14 protein-coding genes are annotated in these 20,039 nt (G+C 62.0%); 3 read left to right on the plus strand and 11 right to left on the minus strand.

Annotated elements, in window-relative coordinates:
• Positions 1 to 125: 125 nt before the first annotated feature.
• Positions 126 to 1,523, minus strand: coding sequence for an amidase (locus tag R5H19_RS14285; RefSeq protein WP_318159697.1), 1,398 nt, complete (start codon positions 1,521 to 1,523; stop codon positions 126 to 128).
• Between the two features lie 168 nt (positions 1,524 to 1,691).
• Here R5H19_RS14285 and R5H19_RS14290 point away from each other — a divergent pair, with 168 nt between their 5' ends.
• On the plus strand, positions 1,692 to 3,302 hold the full coding sequence (locus R5H19_RS14290; protein ID WP_318159698.1) for an electron transfer flavoprotein-ubiquinone oxidoreductase: 1,611 nt from the start codon (positions 1,692 to 1,694) through the stop codon (positions 3,300 to 3,302).
• Positions 3,303 to 3,320: 18 nt separating this feature from the next.
• Here R5H19_RS14290 and R5H19_RS14295 read toward each other — a convergent pair whose 3' ends face one another.
• The gene (locus R5H19_RS14295; RefSeq protein WP_318159699.1) at positions 3,321 to 4,319 is read right to left on the minus strand and encodes a glycosyltransferase family 2 protein; all 999 of its coding nucleotides are present in this window, start codon (positions 4,317 to 4,319) and stop codon (positions 3,321 to 3,323) included.
• Positions 4,252 to 5,238: a glycosyltransferase gene (locus tag R5H19_RS14300; RefSeq protein ID WP_318159700.1), complete on the minus strand. Its 987-nt coding sequence runs from the start codon at positions 5,236 to 5,238 to the stop codon at positions 4,252 to 4,254. The genes R5H19_RS14295 and R5H19_RS14300 overlap by 68 nt, the downstream gene beginning before the upstream one ends.
• A 292-nt stretch (positions 5,239 to 5,530) precedes the next feature.
• Between R5H19_RS14300 and R5H19_RS14305 the strand changes: the two genes are divergently transcribed.
• Entirely contained in the window at positions 5,531 to 6,277 is a 747-nt protein-coding gene (locus R5H19_RS14305) for an electron transfer flavoprotein subunit beta/FixA family protein (protein WP_318159702.1), read from the plus strand.
• Positions 6,278 to 6,356: 79 nt separating this feature from the next.
• Positions 6,357 to 7,301 (plus strand): FAD-binding protein, encoded by a 945-nt coding sequence (locus R5H19_RS14310; protein WP_318159704.1) that lies wholly within the window; start codon positions 6,357 to 6,359, stop codon positions 7,299 to 7,301.
• An 88-nt stretch (positions 7,302 to 7,389) separates the two neighbouring features.
• Here the strand turns inward: R5H19_RS14310 and R5H19_RS14315 are convergent, their stop codons facing one another.
• From R5H19_RS14315 to R5H19_RS14350, 8 genes are all read right to left on the minus strand, one after another.
• Positions 7,390 to 9,525, minus strand: a complete 2,136-nt coding sequence (locus R5H19_RS14315; protein ID WP_318159705.1) for an LTA synthase family protein — start codon at positions 9,523 to 9,525, stop codon at positions 7,390 to 7,392.
• 331 nt (positions 9,526 to 9,856) lie between these two features.
• On the minus strand, positions 9,857 to 11,128 hold the full coding sequence (locus R5H19_RS14320) for a glycosyltransferase (protein WP_318159706.1): 1,272 nt from the start codon (positions 11,126 to 11,128) through the stop codon (positions 9,857 to 9,859).
• A 72-nt stretch (positions 11,129 to 11,200) separates the two neighbouring features.
• Complete coding sequence (locus R5H19_RS14325; RefSeq protein WP_318159707.1) at positions 11,201 to 14,815, minus strand: polysaccharide pyruvyl transferase family protein; 3,615 nt, start codon at positions 14,813 to 14,815, stop codon at positions 11,201 to 11,203.
• Positions 14,812 to 16,161 carry an ABC transporter ATP-binding protein gene (locus tag R5H19_RS14330; protein ID WP_318159708.1) on the minus strand — a complete coding sequence of 450 codons (1,350 nt, stop codon included), beginning with the start codon at positions 16,159 to 16,161 and terminating at the stop codon, positions 14,812 to 14,814. The genes R5H19_RS14325 and R5H19_RS14330 overlap by 4 nt, the downstream gene beginning before the upstream one ends.
• Positions 16,161 to 17,405, minus strand: coding sequence for a glycosyltransferase (locus tag R5H19_RS14335; RefSeq protein WP_318159709.1), 1,245 nt, complete (start codon positions 17,403 to 17,405; stop codon positions 16,161 to 16,163). The genes R5H19_RS14330 and R5H19_RS14335 overlap by 1 nt, the downstream gene beginning before the upstream one ends.
• The gene (locus R5H19_RS14340) at positions 17,389 to 17,958 is read right to left on the minus strand and encodes an acyltransferase (RefSeq protein ID WP_318159710.1); all 570 of its coding nucleotides are present in this window, start codon (positions 17,956 to 17,958) and stop codon (positions 17,389 to 17,391) included. The genes R5H19_RS14335 and R5H19_RS14340 overlap by 17 nt, the downstream gene beginning before the upstream one ends.
• A 48-nt stretch (positions 17,959 to 18,006) precedes the next feature.
• The gene (locus tag R5H19_RS14345; RefSeq protein ID WP_318159711.1) at positions 18,007 to 18,783 is read right to left on the minus strand and encodes an ABC transporter permease; all 777 of its coding nucleotides are present in this window, start codon (positions 18,781 to 18,783) and stop codon (positions 18,007 to 18,009) included.
• A 49-nt stretch (positions 18,784 to 18,832) separates the two neighbouring features.
• A complete protein-coding gene (locus R5H19_RS14350) occupies positions 18,833 to 19,999 on the minus strand; it encodes a cystathionine gamma-synthase (protein ID WP_318159712.1) in 1,167 nt (388 codons plus the stop codon).
• Positions 20,000 to 20,039: the final 40 nt, after the last annotated feature.

Consider the following 20,039-nt stretch of genomic DNA (forward strand, 5'->3'; position numbering starts at 1 on the left):
CTGGTCATGTTACGTGATTCCCGCCGAGGTTCCGAAATGACTTCGACGCGTCGCGCGGCGCCTGCATGGCATATGCGCAGCGGCTCTCCCCTCCCCTGCGCGCAGGGGAGGGGGCGCGACGCAAGTCAGGCAATGGCGGGATAGACCGGATCGGCATCCAGCGTGGCCGCGCACACCGCGGCCAGCTCCAGCAGGCGCAGGTCCGAACCGCGCGCGCCGACCAGTTGCAGGCCCACCGGCAGGCCGTTCGGCAACGTGCCCATCGGCAGGCTCACCGCGGGGCAACCGGCCAGGCTGGCGAAGCTGGTCAGGTCAGCCTGCGAGTCGGGCACCGGACCATCCAGCGGGAACGCACCCTGCGGCGTGGTCGGCAACACCAGCACGTCGACCTGGGCGAACAGCCGGCGCATCTTCAGCGTGGCCGCATCGAGCACGCGGTCGGCCACCGCGTAGTCGGCCGCGCTCTTGCCGGCGGCGTAGCCGAGCAGGCGACGGAAACGCTCCGACACCGGGCGCTCGGTATTGGCCAGGTCCGCGGCGAAGGTGCCGAGCATCTCCGCCTCCATCAGCAGCAGGCCGGCGCGACGGGTGCGCGCGAAATCCCAGTCGGCGAAATCGACCGTGCGGCGATCGCCCAACGCATGCGGCAATTTCGCCAGCGCCGCCTCGAACACCTCGATCACCTCCGGTTGCACGCCGAGCGCGGCCAGGTCCGGCAGCAGGCCTGCGCGCAGGTTGCCCGGCTCCCAGTCCGGCAGCGCGAACGCAACCCGGCGCCGGCGCGAGCGCGCGTCGTCGGCGTCGTAGCCGGCCAGCACCTGCAGCAGCACGGTGAGGTCGTCCGCGCTGCGCGCCAGCAAGCCGACCGCGTCGAGCCGACGCGCCGCCGGCACCATGCCGCGCGCGGAGATCTCGCCATGGGTGGGCTTCAGCGCGTACACGCCGCAATAGCTGGCTGGGATGCGGATCGAGCCGAGGCTGTCCGAACCCACGGCGGCCACCGCCAGGCCGGCCGCCACCGCCGCCGCGGCGCCACCGGAGGAACCGCCGGCGGTATAGCCGTGCCGGTGCGGGTTGTGGGTGGCGCCGAAGTGCGGGTTGTCGGTGACCGCGCCCAGTGCGCCCTCGTCCATGTTGGTCTTGCCCAGCAGCACCGCGCCGGACGCACGCAGTCGCGCCACCACGTGCGCATCCTCCTGCACCGGCTTGTTGCGGCCCGGCAGGCCGACCCGGGTCGGCCAGCCGGCGATGTCGAAGTTGTCCTTCAGCGCGATCGGAATGCCGTCCAGCCGCCCGATCACGCCGTCGCGGCGGCGGCGGTCGGCCAGCTGCGCCTGGTCCTGCAGCAGGCCCGAACGCTGGTCGACATAGGCATGGAGTTGCGGATCGATCCGTTCGATCGCCTGCTGGTAGGCATCAGCCAGCGCCTGCGGCTGCACCCGACCCACCGCCAGCCAGTGCAACAGCTGGCACAGCGAGGCGCGGCGCAGGTCGAGATCGGCGATCGGCGGCATCGAATTCATGGACACTCCCTTGGATTGGCCCGATTATCGCCGCCCCCGGTGAAGCGATTGCAAGCGGTGGCGCAGCACGCGTTGCCGCACGACGCCCGAAAACGGACAATGTCGGTTCGACCCATACCCGCACGCACGGCAACCGCCTGCGCCTGCCCCAGCAACAGGGAGTCCGCCATGAGCGAACGCGAAACCATGGAATACGACGTCGTCGTGGTCGGCGCCGGTCCGGCCGGTCTGTCGTTCGCGATCCGCCTGAAGCAGCTGAAGCCGGACGTGGGCGTGTGCGTGATCGAGAAGTCATCGACCATCGGCGCGCAGATCCTGTCCGGCGCAGTAATCGAACCGCAGCCGCTGGATGCCCTGCTGCCCGGCTGGCGCGACAACCCGCCGCCGATCTGTGTGCCGGCCGGCGAGGACGAGTTCTGGCTGCTGTCGAAAACCGGCGGGCGCAAGATGATGGTGCCGCCTGGCATGAGGAACCACGGCAACTTCATCGTCTCGCTGGGCGCGATGTGCGCATGGCTGGCGCCGCAGGCCGAGGCGCTGGGCGTGGACGTATTCCCGGGCTTCGCCGCCGCCGACAACATTTATGACGAGCACGGCGCGGTCGCCGGCGTGCGCATCGGCGACATGGGCGTGGCGAAGGACGGTTCGCACAAGGCCGGTTACACCCAGGGCATCGACATCAAGGCCAAGGTCACCGTGCTGGCCGAAGGCGCGCGCGGCAGCCTGACCAAACAGCTGATCAAGCGCTACGCCCTGGACAAGGACAGCGACCCGCAGGGCTATTCGATCGGCATCAAGGAGCTGTGGCAACTGCCCGCCGGCCGCGTCACCCCCGGCAAGATCGTGCACAGCTTCGGCTGGCCGGCCGACAGCCACACCTACGGCGGCAGCTTCATGTACCACCTGGACCAGGACCGCATCGCGCTCGGCTACGTCAGCGGGCTCGACTACAGCGACCCTAAGTACCAGCCGTGGGAAGCGTTCCAGCAGTGGAAGAACCACCCGCACGTGAAGGGACTGCTGGAAGGCGGCAGCATCCTCTCCGCCGGCGCACGCGCCATCGTCACCGGCGGCTGGCAGTCGCTGCCGAAGTGCGAGATGCCCGGCGCGCTGCTGATCGGCGACACCGCGGGCCTGCTCAACGTGCCCAAGATCAAGGGCACCCACCAGGCGATCCGCAGCGGCATGCTGGCCGCCGAGCACCTGGCGGCCAACGCGCTGGACCCGGCCGGCTTCGATGCGAAACTGCGCGGCTCGGCCGCGATGGCCGAGCTGAAGAAGGTGCGCAACATCAAGCCCGCGTTCAAGAAGGGCCTGTGGTTCGGCATGCTCAACGCCGCCTGGGAAACCGTCACCGGCGGCCGGTCGCCGTGGACGCTGAAGAACAAGCCCGACTGGTCCAGCCTGCACAAGCTCGGCGAGTACGAAGAACCAAAGCGCGACTACGTGCAGCGCACCCTGCCGCCGCGCGACCGCCTGGCCGGCGTCTACTTCGCCGCCACCGAGCACGACGAGGACCAGCCGGTGCACCTGCACGTGGCCGACACCGACATCTGCGCCACCCGCTGCGTCGAGGAATACGACAACCCCTGCACCCGCTTCTGCCCCGCCAACGTCTACGAGATGGTGGCCGACGAAAGCGCCCCGCACGGCAAGCGCCTGCAGATCAACTCCGCCAACTGCGTGCACTGCAAGACCTGCGACATCAAGGACCCGTACGAGATCATCACCTGGGTCACGCCGGAAGGCGGCTCCGGGCCGAATTACCAGAACCTGTAGGCCGCTGTAGCCCCGTACTCAACCGCGCGCGGACAACTCGTCCGGGCACGCCCCGCGCCGCCCCCGCAAGCCGTCTCGCAGGCCACGCAGCATATAGCGCAGGTTGCGCAGACGCGGACCGACCAGTACGCCGAACAGGAACAGCTTGGCCAGCACGCGTGGCAAATCCTGTGCAATCCATGTTCGCGGCGTATGCGGCAATCGGTACAGCAGCAGGCGATTGCGCATCATGTAGTACAGCCGGGGCGGGCCATGCACCACGATCTGCCCACGACCGAACGGCAGCGTACGACGAGCGTCACCGAGGCGATGGTGCATCGTCGCCGCGCACACGCCATGCAGAGTGTAACCCCGAGCCCTTGCGCGAAAACCCCATTCCAGATCCACATTGTCGATGAACAGCCCCGCATCCATCGGGCCAACCTCGTCGAGCACGGCCAGCGGGATCAGCGCTCCGGAACTGATCAGGAAATCACAGGGAATGGATTGCGTATCGGCGTCGCACCACAGTTTGCGGTTCAACGGGAAGGCAACCCGCACGAAGGGCGCATCACGATGTTCGCGCAGGTCCTGGAAACGCGGCCCCACCGCGGCCACCATGCCTGCCGCGGACAGCGTCCGCCACGCCTGCAACAAGGCGGCCACCATGCCGGCATCGGGCTCGCTGTCCTGATCCAGCAGCAGCACGTGGCGAAAGTCGTGCGCACGCGCCCAGTCGATGCCGACGTTCTGCGCCGCAGCCAGCCCGATATTGCGCGGCTGGCCCAACAGCGCCCCGCCATGGCCCGCCAACAGTTCGCCAATGGCCGCCTGCCAGCTGCCAGCGCTGGCGTTGTCGACCAGCACCACGGCGCCGACCTGCGGCATCATCCGCCCGAGCAGATCGGCGATCGCCGCCGGATCAGGCTGATAGCTCACGATCACCGCGCAGACGTCGCTGGCGAAAGTCTCAGTCATGCCGCAACAAGTCCTGCAACATCGACCGACTACCCGTTCCGTAGCGGCGGTAGCAACCACTGCATGCCTCCCGCACGATCGCCGGCAAGCGCTGCAGCCGCGGCAAGCGGCCGATCGCCGCTCGCCGTTCGAAATGGCTGCGCTTGTGGCGTAGCTGTGCAGCACGCTCAGCGCTACCGTGGAATTCACCCCGGGCCAGGAATGCCTCCAGTTGCTGCACACGCAGAGCCTCGTCGGACAACAGGCGGCCACGCGGAAGCAACAGGCCACGCCATTTCATCGCCAGCGTGCGCCTGCGCATGCCGACCTGGTTGCCACGATGCTGGCGGTAATCGATCAGCGGCTCGTCGATAAAGTCGACCCCACCGGTCGCTGCCGCTACCGCAGCCAGCCATTCATCGTGGATCCAGCCTGTCCCCACCGGCAGCGCCTGCTCGACCAGCCTGCGCCGCAGCGCTGCGGTGGCACCGGTCACGAAGCTACGCCGCAGAACCACCTCGAACGCGCGGCCAGCATGGATCGCCTGCTTCTCCTGCGGCGTCATCTGCAGCGCATCGAACAGCGAACACTGCAGTGAACGGCCATGGGCATCCACCAACCGTGCATCGCTATGCAGCAGCAGCAACGAGGGATCCCGCTCAAAGCGGTCGACCATCCGCGCCAGCTTGTCAACGCGCCACACATCGTCCTGGTCGCACAGGAACAGCAGCTCGCCCTTCGCCGCACGCAAGCCCGCACAGAAGTTGCCGACATAACCGATGTTTTCCCGACGCCGCAACAGCTGCACCGCGATACCGGCATCCCGTGCCTGCCCCGCGAATGCCTGCAGCATGCCCATGCTGGCATCAGTCGATCCATCATCACCGATCACGATCTCATCGGGCAGGCAGGTCTGCGCCAACAGGCTGGCCAACTGCGGTTGCAGGTAGGCAGCGCCGTTGTAGGTGCAAAGCACGATAGAAAGGAGGGGGCGCGTCATGGTCACTCATTGTCGCAGGCGGCCCTGCCCAAGCCAGATACCGCCGGAGCACCAGGGATATCGCCGCGTGCCGGGCCAACGGGCGCCGCCGCATCATACCGGAATGGACGACCAGCGCCGGCAACTTCACCCCGGCCGGCCTGCTCGGCCTCGCCAAGCCGGGGCCCGCTTCGACCATACGCGCGACGCGGCGCAGCGCCGCAGGACCGCCTGTTTCGTACGATTGTTCGATGCCGGGTAGAATGGCGATTTCGCGCCCCTGCCGGGGCGGCCAACGAGACAGGAATCGCAAATGAAAATTCTGGTCGGCTACAAGCGCGTCGTGGACTACAACGTGCGCATCCAGGTCAAGTCCGACGGCAGTGGCGTGGTCACCGACGGCGTCAAGCTGTCCGCCAACCCGTTCGACGACATCGCGCTGGAAGAGGCGCTGCGCCTGCGCGAGAAGGGTGTCGCCGAGGAAGTGATCGTGGTCGGCATCGGCCCGGCCGATCTCACCGCGCACCTGCGCAACGGTCTGGCGATGGGCGCGAACCGCGCCATCCACGTGGTCACCGGTGACGCCGTGCAACCGCTGACCGCCGCCCGCGTGTTCCTCAAGCTGATCGAGAAGGAGCAGCCGGGCCTGGTGATCCTGGGCAAGCAGGCGATCGACGACGACGCCAACCAGACCGGCCAGATGCTCGCCGCGCTGTGGGACCGCCCACAGGCCACCTTCGCCAGCAAGGTCGACATCGCCGACGGCAAGGCCACGGTGACCCGCGAGGTCGACGCCGGCCTGGAAGTGATCGAGGCCGAGCTGCCGGCCGTGATCACCACCGACCTGCGCCTCAACGAGCCGCGCTTCATCAAGCTGCCCGACATCATGAAGGCGAAGTCCAAGCCGATCGACACGATCGAGTTCGGCTCGCTCGGCGTCGAGTCGCACGACCACCTGAAGACCACCCATTACGCCGCGCCGGCCAAGCGCAGCAAGGGCGTGATGGTGAAGGACGCGGCCGAGCTGGTCGCCGCACTGAAGCAGAAAGGGCTTTTGTGATCATCCCTGATCAACCCCCGGCCATCCATGGCTGGACTCCCAAATGAAAGCCGCCAAGTCCCAAGTTTGAGGAAACCCCATGAGCAAGATCCTGGTCATCGCCGAACACCTCGGCGGCAAACTGAACTCCTCCACCGCGCGTGCCGTGAGCGCCGCCATCGCGGTGAAAGGCGAAGCGATCGACCTGCTGGTGCTGGCCGATAGCGTCGACGCGATCGCCGCCGAGGCGGCCAAGATCGACGGCGTCAGCCGCGTGCTCACCGTCGCCCGGCCCGAGAACGCCCATCCGCTGGCCGCCGTGCTGGCGCCGCAGATCGCCAAGGCCGCCGCCGGCTACAGCCACGTGTTCGTGCCCTCCACCACCTTCGGCAAGGACGTCGCCCCACGCGTCGCCGCCCTGCTCGGCGTGGCCCAGGTCAGCGACGTGATGAGCGTGGAAGGCGCACACACGTTCAAGCGTCCGATCTACGCCGGCAACGCGATCATCACGGTCGAGGCCGACGCCAGCCACATCGTCGTCGCCACTATCCGCTCGGCCTCGTGGCCGGCCGCTGCCAGTGGCGCGAACAATGCCCCGGTCGAGGCATTGTCCATCGACGCCGCCCTGCCCATGCACACCCGCTACGTCGAGCTGAAACAAGGTGCCAGCGACCGCCCCGACCTGCAGAGCGCCAGCAAGGTCGTCTCCGGCGGCCGCGGCGTCGGCTCGAAGGAAAACTTCGACATCATCTTCAAGTTCGCCGACAGGATCGGCGCCGCCGTCGGCGCCTCGCGCGCCGCGGTGGACGCCGGCTACGTGCCCAGCGACCTGCAGGTCGGCCAGACCGGCAAGATCATCGCCCCCGAGCTGTACATGGCCATCGGCATCTCCGGCGCCATCCAGCACCTCACCGGCATCAAGGACGCCGGCACCATCGTGGCGATCAACAAGGACGGCGAGGCGCCGATCTTTGAAGTGGCGGATTTCGGATTGGTGGGGGATCTGTTCAAGATCATTCCGGAAATCGAAGCAGCAATCGGCTGATCACCTGGCAACACGCAAGCGCTGGAACATCACCGCTTGCCTAAGCTCCTGCTCATGAACCGTAGGTATGCCCTGATCATTCAGGGCATCATCCCTCGTGGATCTGCACACCATAGCTTTTCGCCACCTCGCCATTCAGCAGCGTCTCCACCTGATAGCGGCCTGGGACGAGCTTCGCCCCCTCGCGGAGGTCCAGGTTGGCCTTGGTCCAGCCATCCACATCTACCCGCACGGAAGCCTCTCGGAAGACAGTCTGTTTCCGGTCCTTCAAGAACACCTGAATGGAAAGTCCGTCAGCCTTACCCGCAAGTTTTACTTGCGCGAACAGCGGCGAGTCCACCGCAAAGTCGTTGGCAACGCCTCCGACCTCGTACTCCGGCGTCACATAGGCGCCCAGTACGCTGTCCGAGACCCGCACGGGATCACCACCTTCAATCGCATCGGTGACTTTTCCGAAATCGTCCGACAGGCGGAGTCTGTCAACCTGCGCCAGACGGAAAAAAACATCCGCTTCCTTCGCATCCGCTTGAGCGGTATCCGTCTTGGTCCACGGCGAATGGGTGAAGGTAGCCAGATCACGCGGCAGCATGCGCTTGAGCGTAAAAAATATATCGTCATTCACTCCTGCCGCATGCAGTACGATGCCGGGCAGCATCCAGGCCACGAGGTCCCCGCTTGGCACACGTAGATCGCCATAGTTGGTGACCATCAGCCAGGGAACCGGTTGGCTCTGCATATCGACGCCGTCGCGAAAGCCCAGTTGACCGAATACAGGCGCTAGAGACGGCAGGTGGTCACCATAAAGGACCACGATCGTGGGACGCGAGGATGCCATGACATGGTTCAGTAATCGGTCGAATTGCATATCGACGTGATTCAAATGATAGAGATAGCTGCGGAAGTCGTAGGCGGCTTGGCCTTCCAGGCCGGACGGCACAGAGATCTTTTTCCAGGCCTCCCAGTCGATGTCGGGCTGTACATCATAGGGCCCGTGGTTTTCGATGCTGATCGCGAAGATGAAACGCGGCGCGTCCGATTCCCGATGTTCCAGATCATCAATGATCTGATCGGTCATCGTTTCATCGGACACATAGAGGCCCTCATAGCGAAGCTTCGCGGAAAAGTCTCTACGCCACGTCCTATGCTTGAAACCGAAGGCCCGGAAGATCGACTCACGATTCCAGAACCCTGCGCCATTGGCGTGGATCGATCTGGTCTCGTAACCATGCCCATTGAGCACGCTCACCAACCCATGCATCCTCGGGTAGGAAAGTTGCAGGTAGGGATACTCAACTGAAGGCAGGCTGGCCAGTGATATGCCGGTCATCACCTCGAATTCGGTGCGAATGGTGCCACCGCCAAACGCGGGCACATACAACCGCCCGCTCGCACCACGTGCCTGCCATTCATGGAAACGGGAAAGGACACTCCCTGGGTCTACCTGGTTCAGCACAGACGGATCAAAGAATGCCTCGCTCTGGATGATCACGATGTCCGGGTGCTGCCCCTCCTCCGTGACCTGATCGAGACCCGCCTGGATTTGTCCGGCGTAGTGTTGCAATAGCTTTCGCGCCTCGGGCACGGAGGGCGGCGGGACCCTTCCTGCATCGCGGTACGCGAGGTACGAAGCCGCCAGTTCGTTGAACAATCCTGATTGGCGGTTGGTCTCCAGCGGCGACCACACGCTCACCTTGAAGTACGAACCACTGCCATACAGGTGACGCCAGCCATTGCCGATCGGACCCAGTGCGAGCAACACGCAAGCCAGCAGGATGGTCGGCGCCGCTCGTCCCTTCAAGCTGCCACTAAACAGCGGCTCCTCCAGGAAAAACAGAAGAACGCTGAATGCAATCACCGCCGCCAGGCCAGCAGCCACCAGCAGCAAAGACCCCGCGTAGGCGCCAAACAGATCGATCGAGTTGGCGTCTATCATCCGCAGGAAGCTGATATCCTGTGGCAACAATGGAGTTCTCAGGTTGGTGATCTTGATCTGGTTTATGTTCTCTAGTGCGCCGTAAACCATGGCGGCTAACCAGAAAGAAAGCAGCACACGTCTGCTCATGATCATGATCGACCATGCAAGGAGCACCCCCGGAAGCGCATTGAGAATGATCGGCCAGGGCCGATCCCACGCATTGGCCAAATTAAGGTCAATGGCATCGCTCATGAACGTGACGGCCACGATGAAAAGGGCTGCCAACGACAGGAACCAGAGCGTGCGCAACAGCTCGCTCCGATACATGGGTGATGGGCCTAGACATCCGCGAAATTTGATGGGCATATCCACCCAGCGGTTAATTTGCCATAGCAGGGCCAGAAGCGAGCTGTCGTTCGGATCACGACGATAACGGCCCCTGGTCCGCAGTGTCCAGACTTCGCCCTTGAATGCCGCGGGTCGCAATTATCGACAGCGTTGCTCAGCATGGCGATAACAGATTGGCAGCCATGTCTTTGCCATGGTCTTCGCCGGCTCTAAGCTGTCTCTGGCCAAACGACAATGCTCCGAACTGCACATGCTGCCCGGGTGCGGCAATCGGCATGTCCGGTGGACTGACTCAACGCCCGAGAACCAGCCTCGTCACTTGGCGCCCGACAGTGGGCCGCGCATACTTCTCATGCAGGTAGGCGAGGCCCAGTGCCGACCTTCTTGCCCACAATCCATCATCTTCGATCAGCTCAACGAGTGCCTCCGCCAACCGTTTCGGATCATCCGACGGATCCAGCACCGACGTTGCTGCGGACAAGCCCTGCGCGGCAGCCGTCGTGGCAACACAAGGCACCCCATGCGCCATCGCCTCGAGTACTTTCCCCTTGACACCACCACCATAGCGCAGGGGTACCAAGGCGACCCGAACACGCGTGTAGAGCGACTCCAATGCCGTCTCGTCGAGCCAGCCGAGTATCTGGGTTGATGAATCGGCGGCGGGTAGCTTGTAGCGCTCCATGCCGGACCCCGCTACGTATACGGTGTCGTGACAGCCCTGCGCGCGCACCCGCGGAAGGATCTCAGTAAAGAACCAGTCCAGGCCATCCACGTTGGGGGCATGAGCATGACTTCCAACAAACAGCATCCCGCGTCGGTGAGCAGCCGGCTGCGGCGGCGGCGACGTTTCGGGCACACTCCACAGGGGCATTAGGGCGGCATTGGCGGGCATGCCGAGCGCGGACCGGTAGGCGTTGACGACAGCCACCTCCTCCTCGGAGGGATAAAGAACGACATCCGCCCTGCGCCAGTTTTCCCGCTCTATCCTGGTCATGCACATCAATTCGAAGGCGGATCCCTTGCCACCGACAACCTGACGCATGGATTGCAGACGCCGGTAATGGATATCGTGGCCGTAATACAGACAACGATCACTGCCGAGCAGCTGCGCATCCCGACTATACGTCGCCATGATCAGGGGACGACTGAGCACCACGGCATCGAAAGGCTTCGCGCGACGTCTTGGACCAATCCATCGCGAGAGATCGCAGTCGCGCTTCCGCGCCGCCAGCTCGACACCCAAACCGGAAAGACAGGCACGCCCGCGTGACGAGGGAGAGCATGAGGCAGACCAGAAAGTCACCCTCACTCCATACTCCACCAGGAGTTCAACGAAATGGAAGATCGCTCTCGAACCTGCGTCTAGGGTAGGGTCCGGGAAATCATGATCTACCACCAGTACTTTGGGTGAGTCATCCGACCGGGCAATTTCGGAACTAGGGTTCCGTAGCAGCTTCCGTCCTGCTCTGGACAGTCGCCCCCCTCTAATGAAACGTAGGTAGAAACCAGGTAGAAAGGCCAGCAACGCGTTCAGCGCCATGACTTTCGCCGTATACAGCTTCATCTCAGCGCTTCCCTACTGGCATGAACGACCCGTAGCTAACCTATGTCGTGGCGGACGACGCCCGCCTCACCGTCAGGTTGAATAGTCGACAAAGAATTCCGGATGATCGGCCCATTTCCGGCGGAAATATTCCGCGTTGCGGTTGAAAAGCTTTCTGTATCGTTCGCTGCCTGCACTCGCTCCCGTGGTCTGGTGAGGCTGATGCCTTATGCCGGCAAGATCGCGCAATACCACCGCATAACCTGCTTTCTTGATCTGGAAGCAAATGTCGGTGTCCTCGAAACACGTGGGATCATAGAACGTATCAAAACCATCGATCCGGTCGAACAAATCCCTCCGCATGAACATTCCGCTCGTACCCAGGAAACCGATATCGTCGCGATAGCCCTTCGCATGGGCGGCTGCATTCATGCCCCGCATGGGTACGTAGTCGGAAATGGCCCCCCCCAGATCGCTTCGTGTGGCATCGAACCAGCCAGCATTCCATCCGATCGCGCCGACATTCTCCCCCGCCTCGAGAATATGGATTGCCTCGGCGAAGCTGGACGGCGCGGTCAACCACTGGTCGGAATCGAAAAACGCGATGTATTTCCCATGTGATTCCTTCACACCAAGGTTGCGCCCCGAAGAACAACCGTTTTCGGAATTGCGGACCAGCTTGACCTTGGGATGCCTGCCATACAGTTCTTCCACCAGTTCCGCCCCACCATCGGAGGACTGGTTGTCGACCACTACGATCTCGCACAGCCACTTTCCACAGTGCTCCAGCATGGTGGAGAGGCAACGCTCGATGATGTTGCGGTTGTTGTGGATCAATACGATCACGCTGACCGATAACGGGAACTCCCCACGCATCAATTCCTCCACCCTGCCCAACCAGCAGTTGCGGGAAACGAACTGATAATCCTCGTGCGTCTGGCTCGATGCCGCTGCCACCGGCCAGGACATCTGTCCGAGCGGGTGCAGGTTTTTCGACAACAGGCCATCGAACTGCGCATCGGTGACTACTCGGCGCTCGAGCAGCAGCGCCGCATTCACCAGAGCTCGCAGCTCGAGCGAAGCCACTTTGCCTCCGTTGGCCACCAGCACCACATCGGCAGCGGCCAGCAGGCTGGCCAGCCGGGACTGGGTAAGGGTAATCGCTCTCACCAGTCCGCTGTCTATCTCTGCCCCACCCGCCACAAGAATATGGTCGTGGGGCAGCTGGCTGGCCAGTTCGCGCACTATCGGCTGCGCGTCGACCTCGTCGACAACGAGCAGGATATTTCTGCGTCGCTTTCGATACTCCTCAGGATAAGGGTATGTTTTGTAGGAATCGAATTCCTCGTTGTCGCCAGCGTCCAGCAAACGGCTTATCTCCAGCCCGTCCAGATGCGGGATGCGCGTGCCATCTCGGGAAACCGCACGGGACACCTTTGCCGATATAGCTTCGAGTTGCCCGGCATCGAGCATGGACAAATCGACGGAAGACAGATCAAGGATGATCTCCGCTCCACGTGCGTTGGCGATCTGCGCCGTCGCCAACGCCTCTGTCGCGAGGCTGGCAAGCAGGATACGGGTGCCGGCACCGCGCACCTCCTGCAGCAGACCGACGTCGGTTGTCAGTAGGCGCGCCAGACGAGGCTCACTTGCTGCCGGCTCTGTTGCCGACCCTACCTGCCAGACGCGGACGAAGAAACCCGCCCGGTCGCCCGCCATCGCAAGCGAAGCGGCACGACTCGGCCAACCACCTTCTTCCTGCAACATGTCGCCAATGATCAGCAGGCGCTCTGCCCTTGCCGGTCGCACCGTGAGCGAACCACCGGCAACCTCTGCCATCCCGAGTGTTTCCGTCCCCCTTCTACCTAGGGTACTCATGCGCCACAAGGCCTGCTGCAAGGCAACGCGCAGCCCATGCCTGCGCCAAACTCTGACGAGTTTGAACGGTGCCACAGCAACCCGAATCACGCCCCGGCGCACGACAGAGAAAAAACCCGTCACTCGCGGCCATGTTTTCCGTGCCGCAGCCAAGTCAGTTTGAGTCTGCGCCAGTTCAACTTCCAATTGGGCGACACGCGACACCAACTGGGCTATGTAAATCTCCTTGTCCTCGATGTAGCTGTCCTTGTGCCGGAGTTCGTCGACACTTTCCTGCAATTGGATTTGCAGAGTGCGCATTTGTTCACCAAGCGCGGCAAGGTCCCTTTCCAACATGTTCAGATCTCCTTTCTGACGCTCACACAGTAGGTCTTTCTCGGTCATCTGGTCCTGAGTGGACTTCCGGTAACCATCGAACGTGTGCTGCAATCGTTCCACGGAAGCTTCCGCCTGTGTCAGCTGTTCCTGAAGTTCGGCCGCCCTTGCAGCTTCCCGGTCCAGCTCGGCAATGCGGGCCTTGGCCGTCTCAAGCTGGATGCCACGCTCGGACAGCTCATAGTCGCGGTAGGCGAGAAGATCATGGGCCCGCTGGCTTTTCAGCTTGGTCGCTCTCAAGTCGGCAAGCGACTGTTGCAGCCAGGTTCCAAGCCAATCATAGTGTCCTGCGCTCCATCGCTTCGATCCGCCGCCGAACTCCCGCAGGGTATCGAGCAGCTTCAGGTGAACAGTCGCCTGATCTTCCAGCGAGACAATCCGCTCCTCGGAGGGCGACCACGCACCGTCATCAAGCAGGGCCACCATCGCCTGTGTGTAACGTTCGACAGGATCACCCACGGCTACCCTCAATACCGACGGCATGCCTGCCATGGCATGAGCACGTGCCATCTTTTCATCGTATTCGAGACCGGCGACGGGTTTCCTCGCCGACAAGCCGAGAATGCTTGCATGCAGCCGCATTGACATGATCGCATCAGCATCGGACAGGATGGCCCATGCCTCATCCGGCGTGGTCGGCGTCAGCAACTGCCCCTTTGCCCAAGCCGGTGCACGCTCGCGCAACTCTTCGAGGATGGCTAGATCCGAGGTCGCACCACTCTCGCTGATATTGGCCTGGAAGGCGACCCACATAATCGACCAACTATCCGGCGTCATGCTCTGGATGGCGTCCACCAGTTTATCTTTCCAATCGCCACCCCATTCGCGAACCACCAATGCAAGGGTCTTCTTCCCGCACTTATCTTTTCCCGGTTGCAACGTGTCGCGCTGCGCGCAATACCGCGCGTACAGCCAGCCGGGATCCGGACCGACCTCGACTGCACGATCGACTCCGATCTCCCGCAGCAACTGCAGCGACTCGTCGTCGCGCACTGACACTGCCGTGGCACCATTGAACACATCGCGAACCACGTCGCGCGAATCGGGCTTTCGAAGCGGACCCACGCCGTGCCCCCAGATCACCACCGGCACACCGAACTGGCGCGCCATGAGAACCGGGCGTGCATAGGCCGCAATGTCGCTCAACACAGGGTCGTAGATTCCCTGCAAACGGAACGGGTGGTGATCCTGGAAGATGCCGCCCCCACCCATGACCAACACATCTGCCCATTGCAACGCGCCAGCGATCTCGCCGAGGTTGTTGAAGTCGACGGCATCCGTCCCGTGCATCCTGCGCGTGAGTGCAGGATCGGCGCTGACAACCATCAGGGTGCCGCCCAGTTCGCCGATCCGACGCTTTAGCACGGTCAACAGCACTTCATCGCCCACATTTGGAGCGCCATACCAGCCTACGACAAGAGCCTTGACCCCTGATGCTGTGTGATCACGATTCATTTTCGATACGACTCGCCATCAAGGACAAACAGCGGCGTGGGAGCCAACCACCCATGGCCCGAATGCGGCTGCGGCAGGACATCCACGTGCCCAGCATAGGGAATGCGCGAATGACGGCGATACTCACCGCTGTCCGTATCGCCGATACCCACTGCGATGACGTAGCGGTTACCCGCAAAATCAAGCCCGAGTTCCCATCGGAAGGTATAGTCCCCAGGTTCCGTCGGACCAACATCCAGTTGCATGTTCTGCGTAGTACCGGCCCATAGGGCAATGTCGTCGACGCTCTTGATCTGCACGCCATAACACGGCGCCTCGATACGACGATGGACACGGATCCGCACCATGACGACCAATCGCTCGCCATAGCTGAAGGTCGTACGTGTCTTGCCCAGAACATCCCGCAGCTCGACTGATACGATCTCGCTGGCTGCACCATTGTTCACAGCAGCTGGCTCCAACACGGATTCAATGATCTGCGCACCATCCGCGCGTTCATTCGCGCGCATCGTCGCAGCCTCATCGTCCATGTTGATGACCGCCCCGCCTTCTTCATCGACCAAATCGTCAGCGTAACGCTTGACCACGTCCCTACAGGCGCCATCGAGGACAACTCTTCCCTGTCGTAGGTAAATGCCCCTGTCACAGTACTCGAGCAGCGTATTGGTGGAGTGCGTCACCAGGATGATGCTGACACCTTCCGACTGCATCTTGCGGATACGGGTAAGGCATTTCGTCTGGAAAGCCGTATCGCCCACGGCCAAGGCCTCGTCGACCACAAGGATATCGGGCGAAACGTGTATGGCGGTCGAAAAAGCCAAGCGCACGTACATGCCGGAGGAGTACGTCTTGACCGGCTGGTCGATGAATTCGCCGATGTCGGCGAACTTTTCAATGACCGGCATCAGCCGGTCCATTTCACTAGCGCTCATCCCGAGAATTGCACCGGCAAGGTGGACATTCTCTCGCCCGGTGAACTCCGGGTTGAAGCCAGCACCAAGCTCGAGCAACGCCGAAACCCTGCCCTTGACTTCCACCACACCTTTACTGGCCCGCAACGTTCCCACGATGATCTGCAGCAACGTCGACTTGCCACTGCCATTGCGACCAATGATGCCCACGGTCTCACCCGATGCGATGTCGAAGCTGACATCACGTAATGCGTGGAACAACCTGGGTGGGCGCGGCGGCAAGCCGACGAATCGGCGAATGCGGTTCTTGATGGGCTGCACCAACCTTTCCAGTGGCTGGCCAAATATCCTGAAGACCTTGTCGACGGATCGCACCGAGACGACGGGTGCCGGTGCAACTTCATTACCGTGGGCTTGGATCGGCAGGGCAGCCATCAGAGCACACCCACCTGTTCGTAGGCCCTCCGCTTGGCGGTCAGGCTCGCCGACTCAGAATAGCGAGCAGCCATCAGGCGCAGCCCAGCAGCGGAAAGCGCACTCATCCGCGACGGATCCCGAGCTGCTTTAACGATCTCCTCAGCAAACGCCCCGGGCTCGTCACGAATGATGATGTCCCGTCCATCCTCTGCTCCGATGCCATCGCACCCCTTGCTGGTACTCAACACTGGCACACCGGCGGACATGGCTTCGATGATCTTTACCCGGATGCCTCCACCCGAGCGCAACGGGACGATCAGCAGATGGGCATCCCGCAGCACCCCGTCGATGTCGTCCACAAAGCCATGAACGAACACACGGCTGCCGTCATGCAATGCCCGTAGTTCATCCGGCGGATTGCTACCGCAGAAATGCAGGACGATGTTGTCGGGCTCCAGATGATCGCGAACGGCGGGAAAAATCTCTCTGGCGAACCAGATAACGGCCTCGGCGTTGGGGTACCAACCGAACCCCCCCATCCACAGCACATTGAAATGCGTTTGCGACTTTTGCCCGTAGGGGACCGCCCGCTTGTTGAAATGCAGCGGCATGAGGTACTTGGGCACATCTGCCACAACGCGTTCCATGTCATTGGGCGAAATGAAGGTCATGGCGGAAAAGCCGAAGCCATTTTCGATTTCTACGCGATGTGCAGCGCGTCGACTGCGCCTGGCGACCCACTCCACAAACTTGAGCTTCCAGCCCTGCAACCCCGCCGGCAGCCAGAACGGGAAGATATCGGACTCGATGTTGTGACTGATCAGCACCGTCGGCAGATGCAGGTACTTCTTGAAAAAAGCCAAATGCGAGGAATTGATCTCAAGTGCGTCTATCCGATGCCTGCGTACGATCCTCCTGGCCGCGGCAAGCGCGGAACGGCTGTAATAGCTGGCATCAATGAAAGGCAATCCGCGAATGGCCTGGCTGAAAAGATGGATTGCACGCCGCATCCTAGGCATCTGGAAAGGCATCAGCGGCCGCTGCTCGAGATGGACTGACCTAAAGATCTGGCCATACAGTTCGCGGTGCACAGCCACCTTCCTCACGTCCTCGTCGCCACTGGCGAAGCAGAACAGGTGATAGTCGATGTCCTTTGCGAATGGAAGCAGTGCATTGACGGCGTATATGTCGCCACCCGCCACGGCGGGCAAGGGCGGCGCCAGCATGAAAACCAGAACCTGCTTCCTAATTTGAGCTTTCATCGAAAATATCAGTGTCGAAATAGGGTGAAAAGCTGGTGAGATACTGGATGTCACGATTGCGCTCGCCGATCTTCCTGGCGGGCACCCCTCCGACGACTTCGTATTCACCCACATCACGATTCACGACTGCCCCTGCTGCCACGACCGCCCCCTCGCCGATGGTGACGCCGGGCAGGATAATGGCCCGCGCACCGATCCAAGCATGATCATGGATCGTCACCACTCCGCCGATAGCCGGGAATGATGGCAGGTTATGATCGTGATGCAGGCTCAGAATACATACCTGAAAAGAGACGTTGACGTTGTTGCCGATGACGACACCGACCCGGCCATCGAGGTAAGTCTCGCGATTGATCACGCAATTGTCGCCGATCCGGACATTGGCTCGCACCGGATATCCCGTAACAAAGACCCGCATGCTCACGTGAGTTTCCTTGCCCAGCGCGACCCCCAGTATCCGCTGCAGATAGCAGCGACGAACCCATTCGTTCGGAAAACGGGCGAAGAAATTGTTTCCCAGGTAATACTTCAAGCCCATCAGCGCATAGAACAACCGTCGATTCTTGAGCCAGCGCTTTATCCCATTCATAGGCAACGGCTCTCAAAGCACATCGGCAAAGCCACGCTTGCTCATACTGAACCATCCATAGCCAACAGCGCATACCACCAGTGCAACCAGTACTTGCAGCATCAGACTGTTCCAGTCCGGCTGCTTGCCAAAGACAAGTACAGCACGCGCCTGCTCGATGATGCCCGTCAACGGATTCGCGCGGAACACACCCTGATAAGCCGCTGGTATCTTCGAAGCGGGGAAAAAAACCGGCGACATGAACATGAGCACCTGCGAAAACACGCCAACCACTTGACTGATATCGCGGACGAACACCCCCATCGCCGCGAGAATCCACCCAAGGCCAAGGCCATAAAGCACCAACGGCACCATGACCGGAACGATCAGGAGTGCGGTTACTGGCACGCCATTACCGAAAAATATCAGTGCCAGTATCAGCACAAGCATGCTGATCGCCCAGTGAAACAGGGCAGAACCACAGGAAACCACCGGCAAGATAGCGAGCGGGAAAACCACCTTTTTGACGTAATTCACGTTGCCGATAATGAGACCGGGCGCGCGATTGATGCATTCGGCGATGAAACCATACATCACCAAGCCGACAAACAGCAGGATCGCGAAGTCGGACTTGCTCTCGTCGTTCAGGCCCCACTTGATTTTCAGGATCACCGAAAAAAACATGGTGTAAACGAAGAGCATCAGCAGCGGGTTAACGAAGGACCAGAAAATGCCGAGCATCGACCCCTTGTAGCGACCTACCACTTCTCTTTTTGTTAGCTGGTAAACGAGCCTGAGATGATTCGCCACGACGTTCTATCCTTCTCGGCCCGGACCGGATGAGGTTCGGTCAACTTGATTACGCCAACGCACGACGAACGTCCTCGACGAGGTCGTCGAGCAGCTCCACCCCGACGCTCAGTCGTACCAGCCCACCCACGATACCCAGCTCTTCGCGACGCGCCAGCGGCACCGAGGCATGGGTCATGATTGCCGGATGCTCGACCAGGCTCTCGACGCCACCGAGGGATTCGGCCAGCGCAAAAAGATCGCAGCGCTCTAGCATGCGACGCGCCTTTTTCAAGCCACCTTTGAGCTCGACCGTGACAATGCCGCCGAAACCGTGCATTTGTCGACTTGCCAACGCATGTTGTGGATGACTCTTCAGTCCAGGATAGATGACGCGTTTGACGTCGGGGTGTTTTTCCAGCCACTTAGCCATGCCCATCGCGTTCCGGCAATGAGCGTCCATACGCAAGTGCAGTGTCTTCAAGCCTCGCATTGCGAGGAAGGCGTCGAACGGGCCCGCCACCGCACCCACCGAATTCTGCAGGAATGCCATTTGCTCAGCCAAATCCTGGCTGCCGGCGACCACGATGCCGCCGACCATGTCGGAGTGGCCGTTGATGTACTTGGTAGCCGAATGCAGCACCAGGTCGGCGCCGAATTCCAGCGGCCGCTGCACCATCGGCGAGCAGAAAGTGTTGTCCACGACCAGGATCAGGCCGTGCTTCTTCGCGAACGCGGCGACCTTGGCCAGGTCGACCAGTTTGAGCATCGGATTGGTCGGGGTTTCGGCCCAGATCATCCGCGTGTTTGGTCTCAGTGCTGCTTTCAGCGCCGCCGTATCGTTCAAGTCCACGAAGCTGAAGTCCAGCCCGGCCGAACGCCGGCGCACCCGCTCGAACAGACGGTAGGTGCCGCCATAGAGATCGTCCATCGCGATCACATGGCTGCCCGAGTCGAGCAGGTCCAGCACCGTCGACGCCGCAGCCAGGCCTGAGGCGAATGCGAAACCGGCCACGCCGCCTTCAAGATCCGCCACGCAACGCTCGTAGGCCATGCGCGTGGGATTTTGCGTGCGCGAATACTCGTAGCCCTTGTGCTTGCCCGGGCTCTCCTGCACGTAGGTGGAAGTGGCGTAGATCGGCGTCATGATCGCGCCGGTCGAAGGGTCGGGGTGCTGACCGGCGTGGATCGCACGCGTCCCGAGTCCGTGACTGGCAACAGGCGTCTTCTTGGGCATGGCAGGTACCGCAGGCAGGGTGGCACTGGCAAAGCCGGGC

The organism is Rhodanobacter sp. KK11, assembly GCF_033345435.1.
Classification (GTDB): Bacteria; Pseudomonadota; Gammaproteobacteria; order Xanthomonadales; family Rhodanobacteraceae; genus Rhodanobacter.